General features: G+C 64.3%; 25 protein-coding genes. 12 read left to right on the top strand and 13 right to left on the bottom strand.

Annotated features, from left to right (window positions below):
- Positions 1-8: 8 nt before the first annotated feature.
- The gene (locus NLN62_RS00520) at positions 9-788 is read right to left on the bottom strand and encodes an SDR family NAD(P)-dependent oxidoreductase (protein ID WP_254106987.1); all 780 of its coding nucleotides are present in this window, start codon (positions 786-788) and stop codon (positions 9-11) included.
- A 167-nt stretch (positions 789-955) separates the two neighbouring features.
- On the opposite strand from NLN62_RS00520, the gene NLN62_RS00515 reads away from it, so the two are divergent.
- The 3 genes from NLN62_RS00515 to NLN62_RS00505 are packed head-to-tail and all read left to right on the top strand — an operon-like array spanning position 956 to position 3,107.
- Complete coding sequence (locus tag NLN62_RS00515) at positions 956-1,744, top strand: enoyl-CoA hydratase/isomerase (RefSeq protein WP_254106986.1); 789 nt, start codon at positions 956-958, stop codon at positions 1,742-1,744.
- Positions 1,741-2,727, top strand: a complete 987-nt coding sequence (locus NLN62_RS00510; protein WP_254106985.1) for a phosphotransferase family protein — start codon at positions 1,741-1,743, stop codon at positions 2,725-2,727. The genes NLN62_RS00515 and NLN62_RS00510 overlap by 4 nt, the downstream gene beginning before the upstream one ends.
- Positions 2,728-2,729: 2 nt before the next feature.
- Positions 2,730-3,107 (top strand): DUF6285 domain-containing protein, encoded by a 378-nt coding sequence (locus tag NLN62_RS00505; protein ID WP_254106984.1) that lies wholly within the window; start codon positions 2,730-2,732, stop codon positions 3,105-3,107.
- A gap of 181 nt (positions 3,108-3,288) precedes the next feature.
- Here NLN62_RS00505 and NLN62_RS00500 read toward each other — a convergent pair whose 3' ends face one another.
- Positions 3,289-4,068 (bottom strand): enoyl-CoA hydratase-related protein, encoded by a 780-nt coding sequence (locus tag NLN62_RS00500; RefSeq protein WP_027525861.1) that lies wholly within the window; start codon positions 4,066-4,068, stop codon positions 3,289-3,291.
- 214 nt (positions 4,069-4,282) lie between these two features.
- Here NLN62_RS00500 and NLN62_RS00495 point away from each other — a divergent pair, with 214 nt between their 5' ends.
- Entirely contained in the window at positions 4,283-5,557 is a 1,275-nt protein-coding gene (locus NLN62_RS00495) for an acyl-CoA dehydrogenase family protein (protein ID WP_254106983.1), read from the top strand.
- A gap of 440 nt (positions 5,558-5,997) precedes the next feature.
- Here NLN62_RS00495 and NLN62_RS00490 read toward each other — a convergent pair whose 3' ends face one another.
- The gene (locus NLN62_RS00490; RefSeq protein ID WP_027528237.1) at positions 5,998-6,870 is read right to left on the bottom strand and encodes an SDR family oxidoreductase; all 873 of its coding nucleotides are present in this window, start codon (positions 6,868-6,870) and stop codon (positions 5,998-6,000) included.
- Between the two features lie 106 nt (positions 6,871-6,976).
- On the opposite strand from NLN62_RS00490, the gene NLN62_RS00485 reads away from it, so the two are divergent.
- Positions 6,977-7,786: a crotonase/enoyl-CoA hydratase family protein gene (locus tag NLN62_RS00485; RefSeq protein WP_254106982.1), complete on the top strand. Its 810-nt coding sequence runs from the start codon at positions 6,977-6,979 to the stop codon at positions 7,784-7,786.
- A 131-nt stretch (positions 7,787-7,917) separates the two neighbouring features.
- Positions 7,918-9,465, top strand: a complete 1,548-nt coding sequence (locus NLN62_RS00480; protein WP_254106981.1) for an acyl-CoA synthetase — start codon at positions 7,918-7,920, stop codon at positions 9,463-9,465.
- On the opposite strand, the gene NLN62_RS00475 is transcribed toward NLN62_RS00480, so the two are convergent.
- Positions 9,435-9,653, bottom strand: a complete 219-nt coding sequence (locus tag NLN62_RS00475) for a hypothetical protein (protein ID WP_254106980.1) — start codon at positions 9,651-9,653, stop codon at positions 9,435-9,437. The genes NLN62_RS00480 and NLN62_RS00475 overlap by 31 nt on opposite strands.
- A gap of 579 nt (positions 9,654-10,232) precedes the next feature.
- Here NLN62_RS00475 and NLN62_RS00470 point away from each other — a divergent pair.
- On the top strand, positions 10,233-10,637 hold the full coding sequence (locus NLN62_RS00470) for a YccF domain-containing protein (protein ID WP_027528233.1): 405 nt from the start codon (positions 10,233-10,235) through the stop codon (positions 10,635-10,637).
- 236 nt (positions 10,638-10,873) lie between these two features.
- Complete coding sequence (gene ppc / locus NLN62_RS00465) at positions 10,874-13,684, top strand: phosphoenolpyruvate carboxylase (protein ID WP_027528232.1); 2,811 nt, start codon at positions 10,874-10,876, stop codon at positions 13,682-13,684.
- A gap of 61 nt (positions 13,685-13,745) precedes the next feature.
- Here ppc and NLN62_RS00460 read toward each other — a convergent pair whose 3' ends face one another.
- The 3 genes from NLN62_RS00460 to NLN62_RS00450 all read right to left on the bottom strand — a co-directional run bounded on the left by NLN62_RS00460 (position 13,746) and on the right by NLN62_RS00450 (position 16,376).
- Positions 13,746-14,660, bottom strand: coding sequence for an SDR family NAD(P)-dependent oxidoreductase (locus NLN62_RS00460; RefSeq protein WP_027528231.1), 915 nt, complete (start codon positions 14,658-14,660; stop codon positions 13,746-13,748).
- A gap of 159 nt (positions 14,661-14,819) precedes the next feature.
- The gene (locus NLN62_RS00455) at positions 14,820-15,959 is read right to left on the bottom strand and encodes a thiolase (protein ID WP_254106979.1); all 1,140 of its coding nucleotides are present in this window, start codon (positions 15,957-15,959) and stop codon (positions 14,820-14,822) included.
- A gap of 3 nt (positions 15,960-15,962) precedes the next feature.
- Complete coding sequence (locus tag NLN62_RS00450) at positions 15,963-16,376, bottom strand: Zn-ribbon domain-containing OB-fold protein (protein ID WP_254106978.1); 414 nt, start codon at positions 16,374-16,376, stop codon at positions 15,963-15,965.
- 202 nt (positions 16,377-16,578) lie between these two features.
- Between NLN62_RS00450 and NLN62_RS00445 the strand changes: the two genes are divergently transcribed.
- Together NLN62_RS00445 and NLN62_RS00440 are read left to right on the top strand one after the other, a co-directional pair.
- Positions 16,579-17,928: an amidase gene (locus tag NLN62_RS00445; protein WP_254106977.1), complete on the top strand. Its 1,350-nt coding sequence runs from the start codon at positions 16,579-16,581 to the stop codon at positions 17,926-17,928.
- Positions 17,921-18,607 carry a DUF2848 domain-containing protein gene (locus NLN62_RS00440; protein WP_254106976.1) on the top strand — a complete coding sequence of 229 codons (687 nt, stop codon included), beginning with the start codon at positions 17,921-17,923 and terminating at the stop codon, positions 18,605-18,607. Before NLN62_RS00445 ends, NLN62_RS00440 begins: the two co-directional genes overlap by 8 nt.
- 9 nt (positions 18,608-18,616) lie before the next feature.
- Here NLN62_RS00440 and NLN62_RS00435 read toward each other — a convergent pair whose 3' ends face one another.
- Positions 18,617-19,492, bottom strand: a complete 876-nt coding sequence (locus NLN62_RS00435; RefSeq protein ID WP_254106975.1) for a transglycosylase domain-containing protein — start codon at positions 19,490-19,492, stop codon at positions 18,617-18,619.
- 152 nt (positions 19,493-19,644) lie between these two features.
- Here NLN62_RS00435 and NLN62_RS00430 point away from each other — a divergent pair, with 152 nt between their 5' ends.
- Positions 19,645-20,394: a 2OG-Fe(II) oxygenase gene (locus NLN62_RS00430; RefSeq protein WP_254106974.1), complete on the top strand. Its 750-nt coding sequence runs from the start codon at positions 19,645-19,647 to the stop codon at positions 20,392-20,394.
- A 9-nt stretch (positions 20,395-20,403) separates the two neighbouring features.
- A complete protein-coding gene (alkB, locus tag NLN62_RS00425) occupies positions 20,404-21,057 on the top strand; it encodes a DNA oxidative demethylase AlkB (protein WP_254106973.1) in 654 nt (217 codons plus the stop codon).
- 111 nt (positions 21,058-21,168) lie between these two features.
- Here the strand turns inward: alkB and NLN62_RS00420 are convergent, their stop codons facing one another.
- The 5 genes from NLN62_RS00420 to NLN62_RS00400 form a co-directional block, all read right to left on the bottom strand.
- The gene (locus tag NLN62_RS00420) at positions 21,169-22,794 is read right to left on the bottom strand and encodes a thiamine pyrophosphate-dependent enzyme (protein ID WP_254106972.1); all 1,626 of its coding nucleotides are present in this window, start codon (positions 22,792-22,794) and stop codon (positions 21,169-21,171) included.
- A 21-nt stretch (positions 22,795-22,815) separates the two neighbouring features.
- Positions 22,816-23,685, bottom strand: coding sequence for a fumarylacetoacetate hydrolase family protein (locus NLN62_RS00415; protein ID WP_027528223.1), 870 nt, complete (start codon positions 23,683-23,685; stop codon positions 22,816-22,818).
- Positions 23,686-23,688: 3 nt separating this feature from the next.
- The gene (hpaD, locus tag NLN62_RS00410) at positions 23,689-24,672 is read right to left on the bottom strand and encodes a 3,4-dihydroxyphenylacetate 2,3-dioxygenase (protein WP_027528222.1); all 984 of its coding nucleotides are present in this window, start codon (positions 24,670-24,672) and stop codon (positions 23,689-23,691) included.
- 132 nt (positions 24,673-24,804) lie between these two features.
- Positions 24,805-26,343, bottom strand: a complete 1,539-nt coding sequence (gene hpaE / locus NLN62_RS00405) for a 5-carboxymethyl-2-hydroxymuconate semialdehyde dehydrogenase (RefSeq protein WP_254106971.1) — start codon at positions 26,341-26,343, stop codon at positions 24,805-24,807.
- On the bottom strand, positions 26,336-26,734 hold the full coding sequence (locus tag NLN62_RS00400; protein ID WP_254106970.1) for a 5-carboxymethyl-2-hydroxymuconate Delta-isomerase: 399 nt from the start codon (positions 26,732-26,734) through the stop codon (positions 26,336-26,338). Before NLN62_RS00400 ends, hpaE begins: the two co-directional genes overlap by 8 nt.
- Position 26,735: the final 1 nt, after the last annotated feature.

Here is a 26,735-nt window from a genome sequence, read left to right as displayed (position 1 = left end):
ATTGTGGCTCAAAACGCCGTATAGCCGCCGTCGATTACGAACGTATCTGCGGTGTGATAGGACGACGCCTTGCTCATCAGGTACACGGCGATGCCGCCGAAATCGGATGGCTCGCCGAAGCGCCGCTGCGGAATCCGCGGCATGACGTTGGCGACGAATTTCTCGTTGGCCATAATGCCGGCGGTCATGTCGCTCTTGATCCAGCCGGGCAGGATCGCATTGGCGGTGACGCCATGGCGTGCCAGCTCGACGCCGAGCGCACGCACCAGCGCGTTGATGGCGGCCTTGGTCGCGGCGTAATGTTCGTTGCGCGCTGTACCGAAGATCGAGGCGAGGCTCGAGGTAGCAACCAGCCGGCCGAAGGGATCGCCGGCATTGGCACGGTCGGTCATGTGCCTGGCTGCTGCCTGGAAGGCGTGGAACACGCCGTCGAGATTGGTCGAAAACATCGTGCGCCATTCCTCTTCAGTGCGCTCGACGAAGGAGCGCCGGCCGCCGCCGCCGATGCCGGCATTGGCGAAGCAGCCGTCGACCCGGCCGAAGGTGTCGAGCGTCGCCTTCATCGCCGCATTCACCGACGCAGGATCGGTGACATCGCAGACGCGGGCATCGACCTTGCCGGGCGAGCCGGCCATGCTGGCGGCGGCGGCCTTGCTCTTCTCGGCATTGCGGCCCCAGATCGAGACGTTGCAGCCTTGCGCGGCGAGCGCCTGTGCGATGCCGAGCCCGATACCGCCATTGCCACCGGTGATCACGGCGACGCGGCCGGTGAGATCGAAAATGGTCATGGGTGTTTCCCCGCTGTTTTTGGCATCACGCGCATCAGCCTGTGCGCACAAGATTGTCCGCTATGTCCCGATCACCATGGACAAGCCGCCGGCAAAAATCAAATATGCGCTCCGACGAAAGGCAATTCCGGTCTGCGGAACATCGCGGCCGCAACGACGAGGAAACCATGCAGTTCAAACACGTCACGCTCGATTTCGACGGGCCGGTCGCCATTCTCAAGCTCGATCACCAGGAGGTCATGAACGCCGTCTCGGTGGACATGCTGGGCGGGCTTGCGGAGGCGCTCGACGAGATCGAGGAGCGGAAGGGCGAGATCCGCTGCGTGGTGCTGACCGGAGCGGGGCGCGCGTTCTGCACAGGCGCCAATTTGCAGGGCCGCAACAACCAGTCGAAGAAGACCAAGGCCGGCCTGACACTCGAGACCGGCTTTCACCCGTTCCTGCGGCGGATCCGCAATCTGCATTGTCCGATCGTCACCGCGGTCAACGGGCCGGCTGCCGGTGCCGGCATGAGCTTCGCGCTGCTCGGCGACATGATCTTGTGCGCGCGCTCGGCCTATTTCCTGCAGGCCTTCCGCCGCATTGGCCTCGTGCCCGATTGCGGCTCGACCTGGCTGTTGCCGCGCCTCGTCGGCAAGGCGCGCTCGATCGAGCTGTCGCTGATGGGCGAGCGGCTGCCGGCGGAGAAGGCGTTGGAATGGGGCCTCGTCAACCGCGTCCACGACGACGGCGCGCTGATGGAGGAGGCGATGAAGCTCGCGCATGAACTTGCTAATGGGCCGACGGTCGCGCTGTCGCTGATCCGCAAGCTCTATTGGGACAGCCCGGAAAACTCCTTCGAGGAGCAGCTCAATCTCGAATTCCAGTGCCAGCTTCGCGCGGGCGACACCGAGGACTTCCGTGAAGGCGTCGGCGCCTTCCTCGAGAAGCGGCCGGCCAAGTTCAGAGGCAAATGATCGAGGCGGAGCTTTCGCGCAGCGTCGCACGCTGGTGCCCGGGCGCAACCGGCATCACCGGCGCCGCAAAACTGTCCGGCGGTGCCAACCAGGAAAGCTGGCGCTTCGACATTCTGCATCCCAATGGGAACGTCGGCGCGATCTTGCGTCGTGCGGCGAAGGACTATCGCGTGGCGTCGTCGCGTGCGGCAGGCTTCGCTGCGGAGGCCAGGCTGATGCAGCTCGCATACGAAGCGGGAGTGCCGTCGCCACGCGTGCTGCATGTCTTGACGGCGGAGGACGATCTCGGCACCGGGTTCATCATGCAGCGGGTCGAAGGCGAGACGATTGCGCGCAAGATCTTGCGGGACGATGAGTTCGCCGCGGCGCGCCTGCTGATGGCGCGCCAGATCGGCGGCATCCTCGCCGGCCTGCACAAGCTGCCGCAAGCCGAGCTGCCAGAGCTTCGCAGCATGACCGCAAGGAAGGAACTCGACGAGTTGGAGCGCGACTATCGCAGCTTCAACTGGCCGAAACCCGTGTTCGAACTGGCGCTGCGCTGGCTGCGTGACCACGATCCCGGTCCGTCCGACGAGGTGACGCTGGTGCACGGCGATTTCCGCAACGGCAATCTCATCATCGGCGCGGATGGCGTGCGCGCGGTGCTGGACTGGGAGCTCGCCCATCTCGGCGATCCGATGGAGGATCTCGGCTGGATCTGCGTCAACTCCTGGCGTTTCGGCGAGATCGACAAGCCCGTCGGCGGCTTTGGCTCACGCGAGGAAATGTTCGCTGGCTACGAGGCCGCTGGCCGCAAGGTCGATGCGGCGCGCGTGAAATTCTGGGAAGTCATGGGCACGCTGCGCTGGGGTTTGATGTGCGGCGCCATGATGAAGCGGTTTCGCGCTGGCCCCGATCATTCGATGGAGCGCGCCATGATCGGCCGCCGCGCCTCCGAAACCGAAATCGACCTGTTGCGCCTCCTGGCGCCGCGAGGGAGCTGACCATGCAGGACGAGCCCACGCCCATCGAACTGACCAAGGCTGTCGCCGACTTCCTGCGCAGCGACATCACGCCCCTGATCACTGGCCACCAGGCGTTCAAGCTGCGCGTGGCCATCAACGCCCTCGATCTTGTGACGCGGCAGTTGGCGCTGGAGGAGGGAAGTGATGCGAAGGAGGTGGCGCGGCTGCGCGCGCTGCTTGGTATGGACGGCTCGGTGACCGAGCTCAACCGCGCGCTCGCGGAGCGCATCGCGAAGGGCGAGGCGGATCTCGCAACGCCGGGCCTCGCCGGGCATCTCTGGCAGACCACGATGGACAAGCTCGCGGTGGATCAGCCGAACTACGCGTCTTACAAGCGGGAGCTGTCGAGGGGTGGGTAGGTGGTTCCCATTCTCCGTCATTGCGAGCGCAGCGAAGCAATCCAGAATCTTTCCGCGGTGACAGTCTGGATTGCTTCGCTGCGCTCGCTGACGGCGTTGGGACAGTCGCGCCACTCTCTCCGCTGTCATTCCGGGGCTCGCGCCTGTCGGCGCGTCCCGGAATGACGAAGGGGGAGAGACCCTACCGCCCCAGCCACTTCGGCGGCCGCTTCTCGGAAAACGCCTTGGGTCCCTCGATGTAGTCCTGCGAGGCGACCATCGCTTTCACGGCCGGGTACTCCCGCTGCTCCTCGATCGCCTGCTCAAGCGAGACACCGAGTCCCTTCTGGATGGTCTGCTTCGATGCGCGGATCGACATTGGCGAGTTCTTGGTGATCATCTCCGCCCAGCGCAGCGCGGCGTTGAGCGCCTCGCCCTGCGGAACCACCTCGTTGACGAAGCCGAGCTCGAGACCTTCCTTGGCGCTGACGTGACGCGCGGTGAGGATCATGCCCATGGCTCGCTTCAATCCGATCTGGCGCGGCAGGCGATGCAGGCCGCCGGCGAGCGCGGCAAGGCCGACCCGCGGCTCGGGCAGCGCGAAGGTTGCGTTTTCAGAGGCGATGATCAGGTCGCAGGCGAGCGCGATCTCGAAGCCGCCGCCCATGGCGACGCCGTTGACGGCGGCGATGATCGGCTTGTCGCAGTCGGAGCGCGAGGTGAGCCCGGCAAAGCCGCCCTTGTCCCAGCCGCGTTTTCCTCCGGCTGCCTGCCATTTCAGGTCGTTGCCGGCGCAGAACGCCTTGTCGCCGGCGCCGGTGACGATCGCGATCCACTGTTCGGGATCGGCGGAGAAATCGTCAAACACCTTGTTGAGCTCGAAATGCGCGTCGGTGTGCAGCGCGTTGTAGACCTCGGGACGCGAGAGCGTGACGATGGTGATCGGACCCTTGCGTTCCACTTTGGAAAATTTCAGCTCCATGGTCGCTCCCGCATTTTCTGTTGGAAGGAATTGATCCCCATACTAACGCGCGTCCGAATGTGAGCACCATCCAATTGCGCAAGCGCGCGTTGCGTAAGTCGCGCCTCTCGGCTTGCTTGACTTGCCCACGCTCTTCTCACCTTAATTGCAGCAAGCAACAACGCGCGTAGCGCCTTAACGCAAAAACAACAAGACTGATCCGGGAGAGACTGCCGTGGATTTCTCATTGCCTGCCGATCTCGTCGCCTATCTCGAAGAGCTCGACCGTTTCATCGAACGCGAGATCAAGCCGCTGGAGAAGGCTGACGACAACATCCGCTTCTTCGACCATCGTCGCGAATGGGCGCGCACCGATTTCGAGAATGGCGGCCTGCCGCGGCATGAATGGGAAGCGCTGCTGCGCAAGGCAAAGGACGCCGCGGATGCCGCCGGTCATCTGCGCTTTGCCGTGGCGCGGCAATATGGCGGCAAGGACGGCTCAAATCTCTGGATGGCCGTGATCCGCGAGCATTTCGCCGCAAAGGGTCTCGGCCTGCACAACGATCTTCAGAACGAGCATTCCATCGTCGGCAATTTCCCCGTCGTCACCATGCTGGACCGCTACGGTCGCGACGACCAGAAGGCGATGATCGACGGATCGATCAGGGGGAAGTATCGCATCACCTTCGGCCTGACCGAGCCGCATCATGGCTCCGACGCGACCCACATGGAGACGCGCGCCGTGCCGGCAACCCGCGACAACGTCAAGGGCTGGATCATCAACGGCGAGAAGATGTGGACGACAGGCATGCATGTCGCCACCCACTGTGCGCTGTTTGCGCGCACGAGCGGCGATGATGGCGATGCGCGCGGCATCACCTGCTTTTTGGTGCCGGCGAACAGCCATGGCGTCAGGGTCGAAGAATACATGTGGACCTTCAACATGCCGACCGACCATCCGCGTGTCAGCTTCACCGACGTGTTCGTGCCTGAGGATGCGCTGTTCGGCGAGGTCGGCCGGGGACTCTCGCTCGCGCAATGTTTTGTCCACCAGAACCGCATCCGGCAGGCGGCAAGCTCGCTTGGCGCCGCCGTCTATTGCATCAACGAGAGCGTGAAATATGCGCGCGAGCGAAAGCCGTTCGGCAAGGCGCTCGCCGAGAACCAGGCGATCCAGTTTCCGCTGGTCGAGCTTGCCACCCAAGCCGAGATGCTGCGCCTGTTGATCCGCAAGACCGCCTGGGAGATGGACAAGCTCACCGAGGAGCAGATCGAGCGCACGCTCTCCGACCGCGTCTCGATGTGCAACTACTGGGCAAACCGCCTGTGCTGCGAAGCCGCCGACCGCGCCATGCAGGTCCATGGCGGCATGGGCTATTCACGCCACAAGCCCTTTGAGCACATCTACCGCCACCACCGCCGCTACCGCATCACCGAAGGCAGCGAGGAAATCCAGATGCGGAAGGTGGCGGGATTCTTGTTTGGGTATATGGGGCCGGGAAAGCATTGAGACTTGCGGATAACGCGCGTTGAATGGCGCTTAGTGCGATGTCTCTCTCCCCGAGTCGTCCCGGTGCGCGCGAAGCGCGAGCCCGGGATCCATACCCCCAGGGAGAAATCGTGGCGCGAGATCGGAGTTAAGAGTCTTCGCCAAACCACATCCTGTGGTTATGGGTCCCGGGCTCGCGCTGTGCGCGCCCCGGGACGACGATTGAGATCAATTCACCCGCCGGTCCTTCCCCGCTCTATCCGGCTCGCGCAGTTGGCGCCGGAAAGTCTTCGCGCGAAGACAAGGTAAAGGCTGGATGGTTTCGTGTCCCGGACGCGCTGCAACGCGGAGCGTTGCTGCGCAGAGCCGGGACCCAGACTTGATGTGGCCGAGATGGGCCCCGGCTCAGCAGCGCACCACGCCGCAAGTGCGGCGCGCTGCGCTGCGTCCGGGGCACGAGGTCACCCCCGCGCGGCCCGGTCCTTCTCGTTTTGCGCCTTGATACTCTCGCGGGCGGTGTTCCAGTCGTCGTCGCTCCAGTCGCGGAGCTGGTAGAAATTGCCGCCCATGGCGAGCGCCTGCGCGCCGTCCATGGCGATGGTCTCGCCGTTGATCCAGTCGCAGCCGCCGGAGATCAGGAACACAGCGAGGTTCTGTAGTTCCTCCATGGTGCCGACGCGGCCCATCGGGTTCATCGCCTTGGTGCGCGCGCCGGCCTCATCGCCCGGCTTGATGCGTTTGCTCATGCCCTCGGTTGGAATTTCGCCGGGCGCGATCGTGTTCAGCCGGATGCCGTGGCGGCCCCATTCGGTCGCAAGCGACATCGTCATGGCGTGGATCGCCGACTTGCTCATCGCCGACGGCACGACGTAAGGCGAGCCGTTGCGCACCCAGGTCACGGTGATCGAGACGACGTTGCCCGGCTGCTTCGCGGCGATCCAGCGCTTGCCCACCGCGTGCGTCACGTAGAACGTGCCGTGCATGACGATGTTGGCGACTGCATCGAAGCCGCGCGGCGAGAGCTCTTCCGTGCGCGAGATGAAGTTGCCGGCGGCGTTGTTGATGAGGTCGGTCAGCGCGCCATCGCGAAAGATGTTCTCGATCATCTCCTCGACCGCGAGCGCGTTGCGGATGTCGACCCCGTGGCTGGTGACGCGGCCGCCGTAGAGATCCATCAGCTCGGTCGCGGTCTCGTCGCACACGATCTTGCGCCGGCCACAGATGTGCACCTCGGCGCCGAGCTGGAGAAAGCGCGCCGCCATCGATTTGCCGAGACCGGTGCCGCCGCCGGTCACAAGGATGCGCCGGCCGGCCAGAAGATTTTCCTTGAACATGGCGTTTCCCCTCGGTGGATTTATGAGTTAATTGGTCGATTGACTAAATCCGGCCGCCGCCTTTCTGTAAAGCGGCTGCCGTTCAAGATCAGGGGAGAATTCGTCGATGGAAGAGCGCGTCTCGATTTCGATTTCGGAAGGCGTCGCCGACGTGCGCCTGGTGCGGGCGGACAAGATGAATGCGCTGGATCAGGCGATGTTTCAGGCATTGGTCGACGCAACCGACCGTCTTTCCAAAGAAAAAGGCGTGCGCGCCGTGGTGCTCTCAGGCGAGGGGCGGGCGTTCTGCGCCGGCCTCGACATGGGTCGTTTTGCCGCCATGAAGGAGAAGGGCGGCAACGGAATTCCGGGTGGCGAAAATCGCGATCTCACCGCGCGCACGCACGGCAAGGCGAATTTTGCGCAGCAGGCGGTGTGGGGCTGGCGTCAGCTCCCGGTGCCCGTCATCGCGGCGGTGCATGGCGTCGCCTTCGGCGGCGGCTTCCAGCTCGCGCTCGGCGCCGACATGCGCTTCGTCGCGCCCGATACGCGGATGTCGATCATGGAGATCAAATGGGGCCTCGTGCCCGACATGGCGGGCACGCCGATCCTGGCTTCGCTCGTGCGAGACGACATTCTGCGCGAGCTCACTTACACGGGGCGCATCTTCTCGGCGCAGGAGGCGATGTCATACGGCCTCGCAACGCGTATTTGCGATGATCCGCGCATCGCGGCGCTCGAAGTCGCGCGCGAGATCGCCGGCAAGAGCCCGGATGCGATCCGCGCGGCAAAGCGCATGCTGAATACTCTTTCGGTCGATCCGGCTCCCGCGCTGCTCGCCGAATCCGTCGAGCAGCAAAAACTGATCGGCAGTGCGAACCAGACCGAAGCCGTTCGGGCCAATATGGAGAAGCGCGCACCGAGGTTTGCGGATTAGCCTTCCGTCGTTCCGGGATGGTCCGAAGGACCAGACCCGGAACCTCGAGATTCCGGGTTCGGCTCTTCGAGCCGCCCCGGAATGACATCTACCCACATCACCACAACCCGACGAAAGATCGGAAAACAACAATGAGCGAAACGTCCCAACTCTTCCTTGGCCTCGCCTCCGGCGAGCGTCGCCGCAGCCACGCCGCAGTCGCCGACCGCGCGAACCGCATCGCAAGCGGCCTCGCCAAGTTCGGCGTCAGACAAGGCGATTGCGTCTGCATGCTCATGCGCAACGACATCGCCTTCCTGGAAGCCGCCTACGCGGCGATGCGGCTGGGTGCCTACGGCGTTCCGATCAACTGGCATTTCAAACCGGACGAGATCAACTACATCCTGCAAGACTCCGGCACGCGGGTTTTGATCGCGCATGCCGACATGCTGCATAGCCTGCGTGAGGCGATCCCTGAAGGCGTCATCGTGCTCAGCGTGCCGACGCCGCCTGAGATATTGAACACCTACAAGATCGATCCCGGTCATCCGGCAACACCGGATTTTGCGATCGATTTCGAGGCATGGCTTGCGCAATTCCAGCCCTATGACGGTCCCGTCGTGCCGCAGCCGATGAACATGATCTACACGTCGGGCACCACGGGCCATCCGAAGGGCGTGCGCCGGCACGCGCCGACGCCGGAGCAGCAAGCTGCCGGAGAGCGCATGCGCGCGATGATCTATGGCCTGAAGCCCGGATCCCGCGCGCTATTGCCGGGACCGCTCTATCATTCCGCGCCGAACTCGTTCGGCATTCGCGCAGGGCGGCTCGGCGGCGCGCTGGTGCTGATGCCGCGGTTCGAGCCGGAAGAGTTTCTGGCGCTGATCGAGCGCCTTTCGATCGACACCATCTTCATGGTGCCGACCATGTTCATCCGCCTGATGAAGCTGCCCGAGGCGGTGCGCGAAAAATACGACGTCTCCTCGCTGCGCCATGTGATCCACGCCGCCGCGCCGTGCCCGCCCGACGTCAAGCGCGCCATGATCGAATGGTGGGGGCCGGTGATCCACGAATTCTACGGCTCGACCGAATCCGGCGCCGTGACCTTCGCCACGTCAGAGGATGCGTTGAAGAAGCCCGGCACGGTCGGCAAAATCTCGCCCGGCGCCGAGCTGCGTTTCATTGGCGAAGATGGCCGCGTGCTCGGCGTCGGCGAGATCGGTGAAATCTATTCGCGCATGCGCGAGAGCGCGGACTTCACCTATCACAACAAGCCGGACAAGCGCACCGAGATCGACCGCGACGGCTTCATCACCTCGGGCGATGTTGGTTATATCGACGCGGACGGCTACGTCTTCATCTGCGACCGCAAGCGCGACATGGTGATCTCGGGCGGCGTCAACATCTATCCGGCCGAGATCGAAGCCGTGCTGCACGCCATCCCCGGCGTGCACGATTGCGCGGTATTCGGCATCCCCGATGCCGAGTTCGGCGAGGCGCTGATGGCGGTGGTCGAGCCGCAAGCCGGCGTGACACTGGATGAGGTTTCCATCCGCGCCAGCCTGAAGGCACACTTGGCCGACTACAAGGTGCCGAAGCACGTGGAGATCCGAGCCCAATTGCCGCGCGAAGATTCCGGAAAAATTTTCAAGCGCCGCCTGCGCGACCCCTATTGGGAGCAGGCGGGCCGGAAGATCTGATGCTGAACGAATGCGAACCGCCAGAATTCGTATTTGAACCAGTCGAAATATTGTTGTGCCCCGAACTTGGTCCCGCTGTCGGGCCACCCCGTGCGCTCTGCAACGGCGGTGCTGGCCATCAACATATCGCGGCGATTGAGCTTGCTCTTGTCTGAGTTCGAGTTGTTTTCGTTGATCGATTTGGGCATTGCTTTCTCCGGCTGCGGGATGGACCTGAACCCGGCATGGCTTATCGAGCCCTTGATCGACGATGTGGCTATCGCAATTGCTCCACCTTTGCAGCCATGTCGGGATATCGGCTGATCCTGTACGTTGCGTTGTCACACGTCAGAACCCAGACCTCGTGATCCGGCTTTGATCGCGCGGTGTCCCGGTTCGCACGCTGAGGCTTGTTGCAAACGATACCTTGGCTGCGGATTTGAGCTGCCAGCATGTCCTTGGGCGTTTCGTCGGCAGCTTTTGCAATTGAGCGGAAAGGCACGCTGTCCGACAGCGGACCTCCAACGAGCAGAAAAGTTGCGATCGAGAGGTACTTGAACCCGCGCATGGCGAAATCTCCTCACGCGCCAAATTGAAACTAGAAGTCGCATCCTGCGATGTTGATTTAGATCAATCGAGATGTGCTTCGCTTCATTTCCGACGAGCCTCGCCGCCACGAGTGGGTGGCGAAAGTTGCGCGTGGTCAAACGGGAGCGGATCTCGGAGATGTCTTCGCAGCGATAGCTTTCGGGCTTATACAAGCACGATCATTGACCGCGGATTATCCCATGGCTCCGGTTTCTATTTTGCTCAACTTGCTCTGGATTCTCATCGGCGGTGCCTGGATGGCGTTCGGCTGGCTGGTGGCTTCCGTCATCATGGCCATCACCATCGTCGGCCTGCCCTGGGCGCGGGCGGCGTTCAACATCGCCGTCTACACGCTGCTGCCGTTCGGCTCAAAGGCGGTGCGGCGCGACGAGGTCACCGGCGCGAGCGATATCGGCACTGGCCCGCTCGGGTTGCTTGGCAATATCATCTGGTTCCTGCTCGCCGGCTGGTGGCTGGCGCTCGGCCACCTCGTTACCGCCGTGATCCTGGCGGTCACCATCATCGGCATCCCCTTCGCCTGGGCCCACCTGAAGCTCGCGGGCATCGCGCTCTGGCCGATCGGCAAAGCGATCGTACCGGCCTAGCGCCGACGGGCCACAATATCTTGTGTTTCTGTTTGGATGCGTCGGGCAAGCCCTACTTTGCATGGGGTTGATTTCGAGGAAATGGAAGTCCGCTTGCACCGTTCGGGCAAACCATCTGTACGACTTTGCCCGTTTGGCTCCGGTGTGCGCCGCCTCCAAGTTTATCTTGCACCGCGGCAAAAAACTTGCACACTCGCTGGGCCGGGAAGCCAAGGGACTTCGAAGGGAATTTAGCCATGTCCCTCCAGACCGTACCATCGGACGCAGCGATCGACCGTTCCAACCGCGCCGAGGAGGCCCAGGCGCTGGAGGCGGATGTCCGGCTGCGGGACGATATCCGCCTGCTCGGGCGCATCCTCGGCGACACGGTACGTGACCAGGAGGGCGCGGACGTGTTCGACCTGGTCGAGCGCATCCGCCAGACCTCGATCCGGTTCCACCGTGACGAGGACCGGCTCGCCCGCCGCGAGCTCGAGCAGATCCTCGACAGCATGTCGATCCCCGATACTCTGCGCATCGTCCGCGCCTTCAGCTATTTCTCGCACCTCGCCAACATCGCCGAGGACCAGAACAACATCCGCCAGATGCGCGCCCGCAGCGCGGCCAAGGAAACTGGATCACGCGGCGGATCGGGCGTACTGGCCGAGACGCTGGGCCATGCCAAGAGCGCGGGCGTGGGCGCCGACGCGTTACGCAACTTTTTCAAGGAGGCCCTCGTCAGCCCGGTGCTGACGGCGCATCCGACCGAGGTCCGCCGCAAGAGCACCATGGACCGCGAGATGGAGATCGCGGCGCTGCTGGACAGCCGCGAGCGCCTTGCCATGACGGCAGACGAGGCCGCGGCCAGCGACGAGCAGTTGCGGCGCGAGGTGCTGACGCTGTGGCAGACCAATCTGTTGCGCCGGACCAAGCTCACCGTGCTCGACGAGGTCGGCAACGGCCTGTCGTTCTATGACTACACCTTCCTTCGCGAGGTCCCGCGCCTCATCAACGCGCTGGAGGACCGGCTGGAGGAGGGCGGCGAGCAGGCGGCCGCCGAGCTCGCCTCGTTCCTGCGCATGGGAAGCTGGATCGGCGGCGACCGCGACGGCAATCCGTTCGTCACCGCCGACGTGATGCGCGGCACGCTGCGGCTGCAATCGAGCCGGGTGATGCAGTTCTATCTCAACGAGCTGCACGTGCTCGGCTCGGAATTGTCGATCGCGGCGCATCTCGCCGACGTTTCCGAGGAGCTGCGCGCGCTCGCCGAGCGCTCGCCCGACACTTCGCCGCACCGGAGCGGCGAGCCCTATCGCCTCGCGGTCTCCGGCATTTATGCCCGTCTGACCGCGACGGCCGAAAAGCTCCAGGTCGAGATCACCCGCAGGCCGGTCGGCAAGGGCGCGCCGTACGAGAGCGTCAGGGAATTGCAGGCCGATCTCGACGTGCTGCACCGCTCGCTGATCTCGAACAATGCCCGCGTCATCGCCCGCGGCCGCTTGCGACTGTTGCGGCGCGCGGTGGATTGCTTCGGCTTCCATCTGGCAAGGCTCGACATCCGCCAGAACTCGGCGGTGCACGAGCGCACCATCGCCGAGCTGATCGATGCGGCAAACCCCGGCATGTCCTATCTCGCGCTCGGCGAGGAGGCGCGCATTGCGCTGCTCACCAACGAATTGCGCAGCACGCGCTCGCTGGTCTCGCAATTCGTCAAATACAGCGACGAGACGATGGGCGAGCTCAACGTCTTCCATGCCGCCGCGGAAGCACATGCGAAGTTCGGCTCGGACGCCATCCCCCAGTGCATCATCTCGATGTGCAAGGGCATGTCGGACATGCTCGAAGTGGCCGTTCTGCTCAAGGAGGTCGGTCTCGTCAATCCGTCGGGGCGCAGCGCCATCAACGTCGTGCCGCTGTTCGAGACCATCGAGGACTTGCAGGCCTCCTCCGGCATCATGGACCGCATGCTCTCGCTGCACGACTACCGCCGTCTGGTCGACAGCCGCGGCAGCGTGCAGGAGGTGATGCTCGGCTATTCCGACAGCAACAAGGATGGCGGCTTCGTCACCTCGGGCTGGGAGCTCTATAAGGCGGAGATCAATCTCGTCGAAGTGTTCGAGCGCCATGGCGTGCGCCTGCGCCTGTTCCACGGCCGCGGCGGCTCGGTTGGCCGTGGTGGCGGACCGAGCTATGACGCCATCATCGCGCAGCCGGGTGGCGCTGTGAACGGCCAGATCCGCATCACCGAGCAGGGCGAGATCATCTCGTCGAAATATTCCAACGCCGAAGTCGGCCGCAACAATCTGGAGATCCTTGCGGCTGCGACGCTGGAGGCGAGCCTGTTGCATCCGCGCCAGAGCGCGCCGCGGCGCGAATATCTGGCCGCGATGGATGAACTGTCGAGCCTCGCATTCAAGGCCTATCGCGGCCTCGTCTACGAGACCGACGGCTTCGTCGATTATTTCTGGTCGTCGACCGTGATCAACGAGATCGCGACGCTCAACATCGGCAGCCGCCCGGCCTCGCGCAAGAAGACCCGCGCGATCGAGGATCTGCGCGCGATCCCCTGGGTGTTCTCCTGGGCGCAGTGCCGCCTGATGCTGCCTGGCTGGTACGGTTTTGGCAGCGCGGTCGAGACCTGGATCGCGGAGCATCCCGACAAGGGCATGCCGTTCCTCAAAGAGCTCTACAAGGAATGGCCGTTCTTCCGCATGCTGCTGTCGAACATGGACATGGTGCTCGCAAAGAGCTCGATCGCGATCGCCTCGCGCTATGCGGAGCTCGTGCCGGACGAAGCCTTGCGCGAAAAGATTTTCGGCCGCATCCGCCGCGAATGGCATTCATGCATCGAGACGCTGCTCGATATCATGGGCCAGGACCGGCTGCTCCAGGGCAACCCTCTGCTCGAGCGCTCCGTGCGCCACCGCTTCCCTTATCTCGACCCGCTCAACCACGTGCAGGTCGAGCTCTTGAAGGAGCACCGCGCGCAGAATCCGGACGAGCAGGTGCTGCGCGGTATTCAGCTCACCATCAACGGCATCTCGGCGGGCTTGCGGAATACGGGCTAGCTTCACCGCCTGTCATTCCGGGTTCGGTTCTGCGAGCCGCCCCGGAATGACCAAAGGATGCTCACACCGGATCCCAGGTGAAGATGTCGGCCGAGCGATCGAGCTTGTAGAACGAGCCCTTGAGCGCCGGCATCGCATGCTCGGCGATCGACTGCGGCGTCCAGCCGTCGCTGCTCTGGACCGAGCGGATGGGGCGCGACTGGCTCATCAGGAAGATTTCGTTCATGCGCACGGCAAAGATCTGCCCGGTGACGTCCTTGGCGGCGTCACTGAGGAGATAGGCGACGACCGGCGCGATCAATTCGGGCCCCATCTTCTGGATTTTCGCCACGCGTGCCTTCTCGGCCTCGGTCTCGGTCGGGATCGTGCCGATCATGCGGCTCCAGGCGAACGGCGAGACGCAGTTCGAGCGCACGTTGAAGCGGTTCATGTCGAGCGCGATCGACTTCGACAGGCCGACGATACCGAGCTTGGCGGCGGCATAGTTGGCTTGGCCAAAATTGCCGATCAGACCGGAGGTCGAGGTGAAGTGCACGAAGGAGCCGCTCTCCTGCTCGCGGAACAGCCGTGCGGCGGCGTGGGAGACGTAGAACGAGCCCATCAGGTGCACCTTGATGACGGCCTCGAAGGCTTCCACGCTCATGCGGTGGAAGATCATGTCGCGCAGAATGCCGGCGTTGTTGACGACGCCGTCGAGCCGGCCGAAATGATCGGTCGCGGTCTTGACGATCTTGCTGGCGGGAATGGCTTCCGCGACGCTCTCGAAATTGGCGACCGCCGTGCCACCGCGTTTCTTGATCTCCTCGACCACCTCCTCGGCGGGTGCGGCGCTGGAGCCCGAGCCATCCGATGCGCCGCCGGGATCGTTGACGACGACCTTGGCGCCCTCGGCCGCGCACAGCAGCGCGATCTCCCGTCCGATGCCGCGCCCTGCGCCGGTGACGACGACGACCTTGTCCTGCAGTGAATTCGTCATGTGGGTTCTCCGCTATCGATCCAACTTCCGTCGTCATTCCGGGATGCGCCGCAAGGCGCAGGCCCGCAATCCATACTCCCGATCGTGGTTATGGATTCCGGGCTCGTCACTTACGCGACGCCCCCATTGCGCAATTGCGCAATGTGGAATGACAGGTGCCTACCTTTCGTTCGTAAACACGATCGTGCCGGACGCCGCGAACATGCCGCCGACGCCGTGGCACACCGAAATCTTTGCGTTGGGCACCTGCGCCGGCGCGATGCCGCGCATCTGGCGCACGCTCTCCTGCAGCGCGTACATGCCGTACATGCCCGAATGCATGTAGGAGAGGCCGCCGCCATTGGTGTTGAGCGGTAGCTTGCCGCCCGGCCGCGTGTTGCCGTCGGCGATGAAACTGCCGGTCTCCTCATAGGGCATGAAGCCGAGATCGCCGAGGCCGAACAGCGGCAGATGCGCAAAGGCATCGTAGATCATGAGATGGTCGACGTCCCCATGCGCGATGCCGGCCTCCTTGAAGGCAAGGGGCCCCGCGACCTTGAAGGCACGCGAGGAATTAAAGGTCTCCATCTGGCTGACCATCGGCGTCTCGACGCTTTCGCCGGTGCCCATGATGTAGACCGGCTTGCGCGGAAAATCCTTGGCGCGGTCGGCCGAGGTCAGGATCAGCGCGCCGCCGCCGTCGGTGACGAGGCAGCATTGCAGCAGCCGGAACGGATAGGCGATCATGCGCGAGTTGAGGACATCAGCGACCGTGATCGGCTCCTTCATCATCGCGCGCGGATTCTTCGCCGCCCATTCCCGCTGCACCACCGCCACCATCGCAAGCTGCTCGTGGGTGATGCCGTAGGTCTTCATGAAGCGCAGCACGGGAATCGGGAACATGCTGGGCGGGCCGTAGACGCCGAAGGGGGCCTCGAACTGGCCGTTGAGGCTGTCCGGCGCGGTAAAGCGCGGCTGCTTGCCGATCATCGACTTGCCGCTCTCGGCATGGGTGATCAGCACGGTCTTGCACAGGCCGGCCTCGATCGCTGCGGCCGCGTGACGGACATGCAGCATGAACGAGCAGCCGCCGACCGACGTACCGTCGACCCAGGTCGGCTTGATGCCGAGATAATGGCAGACCTGCTGCGGGGTCTCGACGGCGGTGGCAAAGCCGTCGATGTCGCAGAGCTTCAGCCCAGCGTCCGCAATGGCATTGAGCGCTGCATCCGCATGAAGCTGGAGCTGCGACATGTTGGGGATGACGCCGAGCTCGGTTGTTTCGGCCGCGCCCACGACGGCGACTTGGTTCCTGCGCATGGCCTATCCCTTCGCCGGACGGAACACGGGGAGGGTGATGGCGTCGTCGAGCTTCTGGAAGGCGACCTCGAGCTTCATGTCGAGCTCGAGCGCTTCCGGCGTCTGCGGACAGTCGATGATGTTGCTCATCATCCGCGGTCCCTCCGCAAGCTCGACCACCGCGATCGCGTAAGGCGGCGTGAAGCCCGGCGCGGCGGGGCGGTGATTGATCACGTAGCTGTAGAGAAAACCCTTGCCGCTCGCCTTGAAGACAGAGACTTTGCGCGAGGCGCAGGAGGGGCAGAACGGACGCGGCGGGAAATAGACATGCGCGCAGGCGTCGCAGCGTTGCAGGCGCAGCTCGCCCGCTTTCGTGCCGTCCCAGAAATGCTGCGTCTCCGGCGTCGGTTTCGGTCGCGCGCGCTGCGGTTCGGCCATTGCGGCAGATCCTCCCAAGCAAGTCCTCCCCATGGCACAGGCTTCGCGCCTGCCCGTTTCGATCTTGATGCGACAATTGACTATTGGGCGTCAACGGTCCAGCGATGTGTGTGCATGGTAAGTATACCGCCGCGCGCACAATGCTTGTGTCGAACTGAGTCAGCGCGATAGATTGCGCGTGCCAATATTCCGTGAGACAGACATGCCCAACTTTCCGACACTGGCGAAGCTTGCCGAAGACCTCGAGAGCGGCCGTACGACCTCCCGAAAGCTGGTTGAGGAATGCCTCGCCAGGATCGCCGATCCGGCCGGCGAAGGCCAACGTACCTTCGTCCATGTCGACAAGGCAGCGGCGCTCGCCGCGGCTGATGCGATGGATGGCTTGCGCAAGGCCAACGCGGTGCCGTCGCGCTATGCCGGCATTCCGATCTCGATCAAGGACCTCTTCGACATCAAGGGACAGACGACGCGCGCCGGCTCCCGCGCGCTCGACGATTCCGATCCGGCGGAGCACGATGCGGCGGTGGTGGCGCGGCTGCGCCGCGCCGGCTTCGTGGTGATGGGGCGGACCAACATGACCGAGTTCGCCTATTCCGGCATCGGCATCAATCCGCATTTCGGCACGCCGAAGGGGGCCTGGAACCGGGCCGAGGGCCACGTGCCCGGCGGCTCGTCCTCCGGCGCGGCAGTGTCCGTGCTGGACGGCATGGCTCATGCTGCGCTCGGCACCGACACCGGCGGCTCCTGCCGCATCCCGGCGGCCTATAACGGCATCGTCGGCTACAAGCCGACGCAGCGTCGCGTGCCGCTCGATGGCTCAGTGCCGCTGTCATTCTCGCTCGACAGCATCGGCCCCCTGGCGCGAACGGTCAGTTGCTGCGCCGTACTCGACGCCGTGCTGGCGGACGAGCCGATCGTTCCGCTCAAGCCGCGGCCGGTGAAGGGCATGCGGCTTGCGGTGCCGACCACCATTGCGCTCGACGACCTCGACACAGCCGTCGCGCAGACCTTCGAGCGGGCGCTGGAAGCGCTCGCCAGTCACGGCGCTACCATCGAGCGCATCGAGATGTCGGAATTCCACGACATCGGCCCGATGAACGCCAAGGGCGGCTTTGCGGCCGCCGAAAGCTACGCCTGGCACCGCTATCTCATCACGGCCAAGGGCGACGTCTATGATCCTCGCGTCGCGGTGCGGATCATGCGCGGCGAGGCGCAGAGCGCGGCCGACTACATCGATCTCCTCAACGAGCGCCGCTCGCTGATCGCGCGGGTCAATGCGCGGATCGCGCCCTATGACGCGTTGGTGCTGCCGACCACTGCCAATACGCCGCCGAAGATCGCCGACCTTGCCGACGACAAGGCGTTCACCACGGCTAACTTGCGTGCCCTGCGCAACTGCACACTGATCAACATGATCGATGGCTGCGCTATCTCGTTGCCTGCTCATCGCGCGGGTGATGTTCCCGTCGGCCTGATGCTGGCGGGCGCCGGCGGATCGGACCATCGCATTTTCGAGCTTGCTGCCGGCATGGAGGCCGTGATCCGTGTTTGACCTGACCTTCACCGTCGACGCCCAGGACACGACAACGCCGCTGACGCTTGCGATTGACCAGGCCGTCATTGCCGGCTGGACCGGCCGCGATCCCGTCGCGCGCGACAAGCACATCGCGGAGCTCGAGGCGGTCGGCATTGCGCGGCCAGCATCGACGCCGATCTACTACCGCGTCTCGGCGCGGCGATTGACGATGGAAGACAGCATCGAATGTTCCGGCGGCGAGTCCTCCGGCGAGGTCGAGTTCGTGCTGATCGGCTGGCAGGGCCGCATCTTCGTCGGCTGCGGCTCCGACCACACCGACCGCAAGGTCGAGGCCTACAGCGTGACCGTCTCGAAGCAGATGTGCGACAAGGTCGTCGCGCCCGTGTTGTGGGAACTCGAGGACGTGATCGGCCACTGGGACAAGATGGTCCTGCGCTCGTACGCTTGGATCAACGGCGAGCGTGTGCTCTACCAGGAGGGCACGCTGGATGCGATGCTACCGGTTGCCGAGCTGATCGCGCGCGGCTTCGACGGCAAGAATCTGCCTGACGGTTGCGCCATGTTCGGCGGCACCTTCGCCGCCAAGGGCGGCATCCGCCCGGCCGACCGCTTCGAGTTCGAGCTGGAGGATCCCGTGCTGGGGCGCACGATCCGGCACGCCTATAACGTGATCACGTTGCCGGTGCTTGGCTGATCGGCGCGATCATTGATTGACCGGCTGGGCCTGAGCGCCCGTCGTGTCCTTGAGCAGCAGCAGCCGGCTCTTTGCCGCTGCCGCCTGCGTCTCGCTGATCAATCCGGCCGTCTGCATGCGATCGATGACGTGATCTCGGGAACGCGTGTCGAAAGATCGACTTGGGTTGGGTTGTCGCGCGCGCGCCGTGATGAACGCGATTTCATCGACATCGATGTCCGGGAGTGGCTTTCCAAAGTAGGCTTCCGCCCCGGCCGCCACGCCATATGCACCGCGGCCCCGATAGCTCTCATTGAGATAGATCTCAAGGATCCTGTCTCGGGACAGGTTGCGGGTGACACGCTGCATGAAGAAGATCGAGGCGATGGGGTCGATCTGTCGGTCGGTTCCCGGGGAGAGCGACAGCAGGCAGCGCGCGACGGATTGCGTGATGCCGGCCGGTCTGGGGCTGCGGCCAGTGCCCACGGCAAATGCAATTTCAGCAATCGGATTCAGCGACCAGGCTTCGTAGAAGTCAGGCTGTTCATAAGCGATTGCGGCGTCTCGGAGCAGAGGCGGGATATCGACGAGGGGAATATAGGCGCGCTTTGGATCGGTCCTGCACGCCGGGCCTGTCGGCGCAATCGCCGCCAGCTGAGCTTCGGTCGGCAGTCCCATGTCGTAATCGTAGTGCCAGACCAGCCAGCCGGCGAAGGCGAGCAGACCCACAGCCGCGAACGAGAGCACGGCCAGCACCGTCCTGGCGGCAATGATGAGAAATCTGCGCATCGGTTGCGTTGGAATGAAGTAGCCGGTAACGGGCACAAATTCGCGTTGGAACCGGACGGAATTGGGGCGGTTGGGGCTCACGGAAATCGGGTGGTTATGGCGGCCGTGATCTGCCACACCCACTTCAGTCGTTCCGGGGCGCGACGAAGTCGCGAGCTAGGATGCGCAATTGCGCATCTGAGAATCCATAACCACGATCGGGAGTATGGATTCCGGGCTCGCGCCAAGAGGCGCGCCCCGGAATGACTAAAAGTGGATAGGATATCGCTATGGCAATCGCGCAACGTGTTTCCGCCGATCTAGAGGAGGCAGCCGACCTCGCCGCCCACGTCGACACCCTCGACTGGCCCCAGATCACCGGCGAACTCGACGCGCAGGGCTGCGCCGTCCTGAAGGGCCTGCTCGCACCCGAGGAATGTCGTGACATCGCCGCGCTCTATCCCGACGACGCAAACTTCCGCAGCCGCATCGTGATGAGCCGCCATGGTTTTGGCCGCGGCGAGTACAAGTATTTCTCCTATCCGCTCCCCGACCTGATCGCGCAGCTTCGCCCGGCGCTCTACGCGCATCTGCACGGCATCGCCAATCGCTGGAACGAGGCGATGGGGATCGATATCCGTTATCCCGCGGCGCATTCGGCGTTCCTCAAGCGCTGCCACGATGCCGGCCAGAGCCGGCCAACGCCGCTGCTGCTGCAATACGAGGCCGGCGACTACAACTGCCTGCACCAGGATCTCTATGGCGAGCACGTGTTTCCGATCCAGGTCGCGATTCTGCTTTCCGAGGCCGGGCGCGATTTCACCGGCGGCGAGTTCGTGCTGACTGAGCAGCGTCCGCGCATGCAGTCGCGCGCCGAGGTCGTGCCGCTATTGCAGGGCGATGCGGTGGCTTTTGCCGTGCATCATCGCCCGGTGCAGGGGACGCGCCGCACGTATCGGGTTAATCTGCGCCATGGTGTCAGCCGGATTCGGTCCGGACAGCGCCACACGCTGGGTGTGATCTTCCATGATGCAAAGTGAGCGCGATCGTTGACGGCGGATTTGTTCGATATTCTCGCCGAGGCGCAGCCGTCGCGCGAAGACGTCGGGGACGGAGCCGTGCTGCTGCGTGGATTTGCGGGGACGATCGAGCACGAGCTGATCGCCGCCGTCCGCGCGATCACGGCGCAGTCGTCGTTTCGGCAGATGACGACGCCCGGCGGCTACCAGATGTCGGTGGCGATGACGAATTGCGGCGAGCGCGGCTGGATCACCGATCACACCGGTTATCGCTATGATCCGATCGATCCGTTGTCCGAAAAGCCGTGGCCGGCGATGCCGCCGATATTCCGAGACCTGGCGAGACGCGCGGCCGAGGAGGGAGGTTTTCCCGGCTTCGCGCCCGATGCGTGCCTCGTCAATCGCTACGAGCCGGGCACGCGGCTGTCGCTGCATCAGGACAAGGACGAGCTGGATCTCTCAGCGCCGATCGTGTCGGTCTCGCTCGGGCTTCCCGCGATCTTCCTGTTTGGTGGCATGGCGCGCAGCGACAGACCGCGCCGTTTCCGGTTGGTGCACGGCGATGTCGTGGTGTGGGGCGGATCCTCCCGGCTCGCCTATCATGGCGTGGCGCCGCTTGCCGACGGCGAGCATGCGCTGCTCGGCCGTCAACGGATCAATCTGACCTTCCGCAAGACGCGCTGACGGTTCCGTTGTCATTCCGGGGCGCGCGTTAGCGCGAACTATGGTGCGCGATTGCGCACCTGAGAATCTCAAGGTTCCGGGTTCGATGCTACGCATCGCCCCGGAACGACATCACGGCTTCGGCGGATGAATGAACGCCCAGGGGCTGACTTCCGAGTCGCGCGGCACTTCGATCGACAGCAGATACGGCCCGCCATGGACGAGCGCCTTTTCCAGTGCGGCCTCGAAATGATCCGGTGAGGTCACGCGCGCGGCCGCGACGCCAAAGGACTCCGCGAGCTTGACGAAATCCGGGTTGACGAGGTCGGACGCCACCACGCGGCCGTCAAAGCGCTCGCGCTGGTCGCGCCGCACGTTGCCATAGGCGTTGTTGTTGAACACCAGCGTCACCACGGCGATGTTGAACTGCACGGCGGTGGCAAGCTCCTGCACGCCGAACATGAAGCCGCCGTCGCCGGTGATCGCAACGACCGGCCTGTCGGGATTGGCGACCTTGGCGCCGAGCGCAGTAGGGAAGCCGGAGCCGAGCGTGCCCTGATAGCCCGAGGTGATGAAGGTGCGCGGCTCGTAGATCGGAAAGCCGTACCAGGAGGCGAAGCCGACCTGCGACAATTCATCGGTGACGATCGCGTTCGCCGGCAGCACCTCGCGCAGGATGTTGAGATACGCCATCTGCGGCTGGATGCGCTGGATCTCCACTTGCGCGGAGGCGGAGGCCTCACGGATCGCGGCGCGGCGGCGATTGGTCTTGCTGTAGCCAACTTTGCGCACGGCAGCGACGAGATCTGCGGTCGCGGCCTTGGCATCGGCAATGACCGGCGCGTCGGCCGGATAGCGTCGCATCTCGACCGGGTCGATATCGATCCGGATGCTCTTCAATCTGTCCGGACGATAAGGCCAGCGCGACATGGTCGGCAACTCCAGGCGCGTGCCGATGCCGATCATGAGATCAGTGTTCGGCCACAGCTTGTAGGCGGCCGCCATGGTGAGCCCGAGCTCGTGCGCATTGGAGACGATGCCGCGACCGCTTCGGAACGCGACGACGGGGGCATCGATCATCTCGGCGAGCTCGAGGATCTCCTCGCGCGCATCGATTGCGCCGCTGCCGACGAAGATCATCGGCGCCTTCGCAGCCTTGATCAGGCTAGCGGCCTGCTTCACGGCGTCAGGATCGGGTTGCGGTGGAGGCAAGGGCGCAAACACCTGCGCAGACGCCGTGTCGGCGCGCTGCGTAAAGATGTCCCAGGGCATCTCGACCGAGGCGGGGCCGCGACGTCCCGACAGCATCTCCTGGAACGCGCGCGCGACGACCGTCGGCGCGTTGGCCGGCGCTTCGATTCTATCAGCCCATTTCACATAGCTGCGCAGGGTCGCGAGCTGGTCCGGCATTTCATGCAGGTGCCCGCGGCCCTTGCCGAGAAAGGCCGTCGGCACCTGGCCGGTGACGCACAGCACCGGCTCGTTGCAGCCGAAGGCGGTGAGGAGCGCAGCGCTCGCATTGAGCACGCCGGGGCCGGGCACCACGCTGAACACGCCGGGCCTGCCGCTCGCGCGCGCATAGCCGAACGCCATGTAGCCGCAGGCCTGCTCGTGCCGCGCGCCGATCACCTTGAGCTGTGCCTGGTGGAAGGCGTCGAACAGCCCATAGACCTGCGCGCCCGGCAGGCCGAACACGGTGTCGACGCCATGCGCGACAAGGCCGCTTACGATCGCTTCGCCGCCGGTGAGGGTGGTCATGGTTGTCTTCCAATCCAGATGTCAGGCTTCGTCGACGACGCCGTTGCGCAACAGGCCGATGCCGTCGGCTTCGACTTCGATGACATCGCCGGGCTTCAGATAGCGCGGCGGATCGAAGCGCGCGCCGGCGCCGGTCGGCGTTCCCGTGACGATGATGTCGCCGGGGACGAGCGTTGCGAACGTCGAGATGTAGTTGATGAGGTAGCGGAACGGGAAGATCAGCCGGCCGGAGCGGTCGTCCTGCCGGAGCTCACCGTTGACGCGCGTGGTCAGACGCACATCGGCAAGCTGGGATTCCTGCGTGTAGGGCACGAGCCACGGGCCGAGGCTGCCGCTGGAATCGAAATTCTTGCCTTGGGTGACGTTGAACTTGGCGTGCCGCAGCCAGTCGCGCACCGAGCCCTCGTTGCAGAGCGTGATCGCCGCGACATGGTCGAGCGCCGCGGCTTCCGGGATGTGCCGGCCGGCCTTGCCGATCACCAGCACGATCTCGCCTTCATAGTCGAGCTGCGCGGATGCGCGTGGGCGCACCAGCGGGGTGTCGTGGCCGACGAAGGAGCGGGGCGAGCGCATGAACATGCTCGGATATTTCGGTGCGTCCTGGCCGTCCTTGTACTCGGCATTGCGGTCGGGATAGTTGACGCCGATGCAGATGATCTTTTCCGGCGCAGGCACGGGCGGCAGCCAGGTGATGTCGGCGATCGCATGATCCGGCGTACGGCCGGCAGCTTCTTCTGCAAAGCTTGCCAGCTTGCCGGCTGCGATCACCTCGCGCAGTGTCGGATAGTCCTTGGCGTGGCGCGCGGAGAGATCGACGATGCCGCCGTCGACGACGGCACCATATTTGGTTGCACCCTGGACGGAATAGGTGGCGAGGCGAGGGGCTGTCATCACTCAGTCCGCCACCAGCACGTCGGCCACGAATTTGGGCTCGCGCACGGCCTGTCCCGTGAACGGCGAGCCCTGCTCGAACCACGAGCGCGGGGCGGGCGCGCCCCACAGCGTCTGCCGGCGCGGATCGCGCAGCGACCAGCGCAGCGGCTCATGGTCGTGATCGCCCGTAAAATAGTCGCTGGTGTAGAGCTCGAGGCGATGGCCGTCGGGGTCGCGGACATAGAGGAAGAACGCGTTCGAGATGCCGTGGCGGCCTGGACCGCGCTCGATGTTCTTCACGAAGCCCGCCGAGGCCATCACGTCGCAGAGATGGATGATGTTCATTGCCGTCGGTGTCCAGTAGGCGAAGTGATGCAGGCGCGGGCCCTTGCCGTTGGTGATGGCGAAGTCGTGGACGTTGCCCTTGCGATGCATCCAGGCGGCGGCGATGCGGCCGTTCGGCCCATCCTCTTCGGCATATTCGGTGAGGCGGAAGCCGAGCCGCGCGTAGAAATCGACGGTGTCCTGCACTTCGGCTGCGAAGACGTTGAAATGATCGAGCCGCTGCGGGTGGCATCCCCTGTAGAGATCGTAGCGCCGGAGCAGATGTGGCCGCTTCTCCATCGATGCGTAGAGCTCGATCTGGAAGCCGAAGGGATCGGTGAATTGCAGCGTGCGACCCTGGAAGGGCTGGTCGACGAAGGCGTGCTTGAGGCCGTTCTCGGCGAGGAACGCCGCCGCCTTGTCGAGATCCTTCTCGTTGCCGACCTTGAAGCCGAGGCGGTTGCAGGCTGGCACGGCGGCCTTTCGCAGTACCAGCGAATGATGCTGATGCTCTTCCGCACCGCGCAGGTACACGACGTTGTCGTCGGCATCCTCGACATGCAGTCCGACGGTGGTCTCGTAAAACTCGCGGCTGAGCTTCAGATCGGTCACGTCGAGCACGGCGTGGCTCGAGCGGATGATGTTGAACGGCGGCTCGAAGACGTGTTGCGGTGCGGGCATTGCGTTTCCCCTCTCTAAGCCAGTCATTCCGGGGCGGTCCGTCAGGACCGAACCCGGAATCTCGAGGTTCCCCGATGCGCAATTGCGCATCTGTGGTTCGACGCTTTGCGTCGCCCCGGAACGACGGTGGTTCTAAATTCCCAGTTTCTGAATCTTGTGCGTGCCCCGCGCGAGCGAGACGTGCTTGGTTTCCATGTAGAAGTCGAACGAATAGTCGCCGCCGTCGCGGCCAATGCCTGAGGCCTTCATGCCGCCGAACGGCGTCGGCAGATGGCGGACGTTCTCCGAGTTCAGCCAGATCATGCCGGCTTCGAGCGCGTCCGCGACGCGTAGCGCGCGGCCCATGTCGTTGGTCCAGACATAGCCGGTGAGGCCATAGCGGATGTCGTTGGCGATCTCGATCGCGTCGGTCTCGTCGCGGAAGGGGAGTACGGTGAGGAACGGGCCGAACACTTCCTCCTGCGCGACACGCATCTTGCTGTGTGCACCGGTCACCAGCGTCGGCTCGACGTAGTGTCCGCCGCCCGGGCCGTCATAGGCCTTGCCGCCGACGGCGATCACCGCGCCGTCCTGCCGCGCGACGTCGAAATAGGAGCAGACCTTTGCGAGGTGTCGCTCGTGGATCAGCGGCCCGATTTCGGTTGCGGGATCGAGGGGATGACCGACCTTGAGTGCCTTCACGCGCGCGGTCAGTTTCTCCACGAACTTCTCCGCGATGTTCTCCTGGATCAACAAACGGCTCGATGACGTGCAACGTTCGCCATTGAGCGAGTAGATCATGAACACGACGGCATCGAGCGCGCGGTCGAGATCGGCATCGTCGAACACGATCACCGGGTTCTTGCCGCCGAGCTCGAAATGCACGCGTTTCAGCGTGGGCGCACCTTGCTTCATGATCGCCGAGCCCGTCGCGCTTTCGCCGACGAAGCCGATCGCCTTGATCGCGGGGTGCTCGGTCAGCGCCTTGCCAGCCTCTTCGCCGAAGCCATGCACGGTGTTGAGCACGCCATCGGGAATGCCGGCCTGCTTGGCAAGCTTGGCGAGGAGATCGGCGGTGACCGGCGACCACTCGGCCGGCTTGTGCACGACGGTGCAGCCGGCCGCGAGCGCTGGGGCGATCTTCCAGGTCGAAAGCATGAACGGCGTGTTCCAGGGCGTGATCACGCCCACGGGGCCGATCGGCACGCGCGTGGAGACGTTCCAATGCTCATCGCTCGGCGTGTTGAGGCCGTCGCGAGCCTCTGCGCATTTGTCGGCGAAGAAGCGGAAATTCTCGGCCGCGCGGATCGCGGCCTTTGCCATGAAGCGATAGGCCTGGCCGGTGTCGATGCATTCGAGCACGGCGATGTCGTCGGCATTGTCCTCGATCGCGTCGGCGACCCGATGCAACAGCTTGCGCCGCATCGCAGGGCCCATGTCGCGCCAGGACTTGAAGACAGTCGCGGCAGCGGTCGCGGCGCGGTCGATATCCTCGGCATTGCCGCGGGCAACGCTCGCGAGCGTGGCGCCATCGACCGGCGACTTCGTCTCGAAGGTCTCGCCCGAGATCGAGGCGACGGTCTTGCCGCCGATCATGTGACCGATGCCGTCGGCCCGGAGCTTCTTCAGCAGCGGCGCCGTGCGCTCGCGGTTGGCCTGGAACACATCGGCTTTCGGCATGGGCTTATCCATGGGCAGCCTCCACTTTCAGGGCGTCGTGGATGTTGTTGCGCTTCCAGCTCGTCTCCTTGTCGTTGATCTGCATGTCGAACGACAGGGCGAACTTCGAGCTCGCGAAGACGGGATCAAGATGCCTGGAGAGCGCCTGGAAGACGTGCTCGCCGGCTTTCTGGCGTGTCGGCAGGTCACGGCCCTCGCCGATGCGCAGTACCATGTCGAGAAAGGCAAGGTCCTTTCGACCGTCTGCGATTGCGTAAGACTCACATCTGATCGCGCGGACCCGGATGCCGCCGAGCGGGAAGATGCCGGTCTCGACCGCCGCCTTGCGTACGACCTCGCACAGCGCGCTCATATCGACGCGGTCGTCGAGGTTGGCCGAATATTCGATCGAGAAATGCGGCATG

It is taken from the genome of Bradyrhizobium sp. CCGUVB23 (assembly GCF_024199885.1).
GTDB lineage: Bacteria > Pseudomonadota > Alphaproteobacteria > Rhizobiales > Xanthobacteraceae > Bradyrhizobium.
The sequence above is the reverse complement of the archived record's forward strand: the minus strand, read 5'-3'. Positions and strand labels throughout refer to the sequence as shown.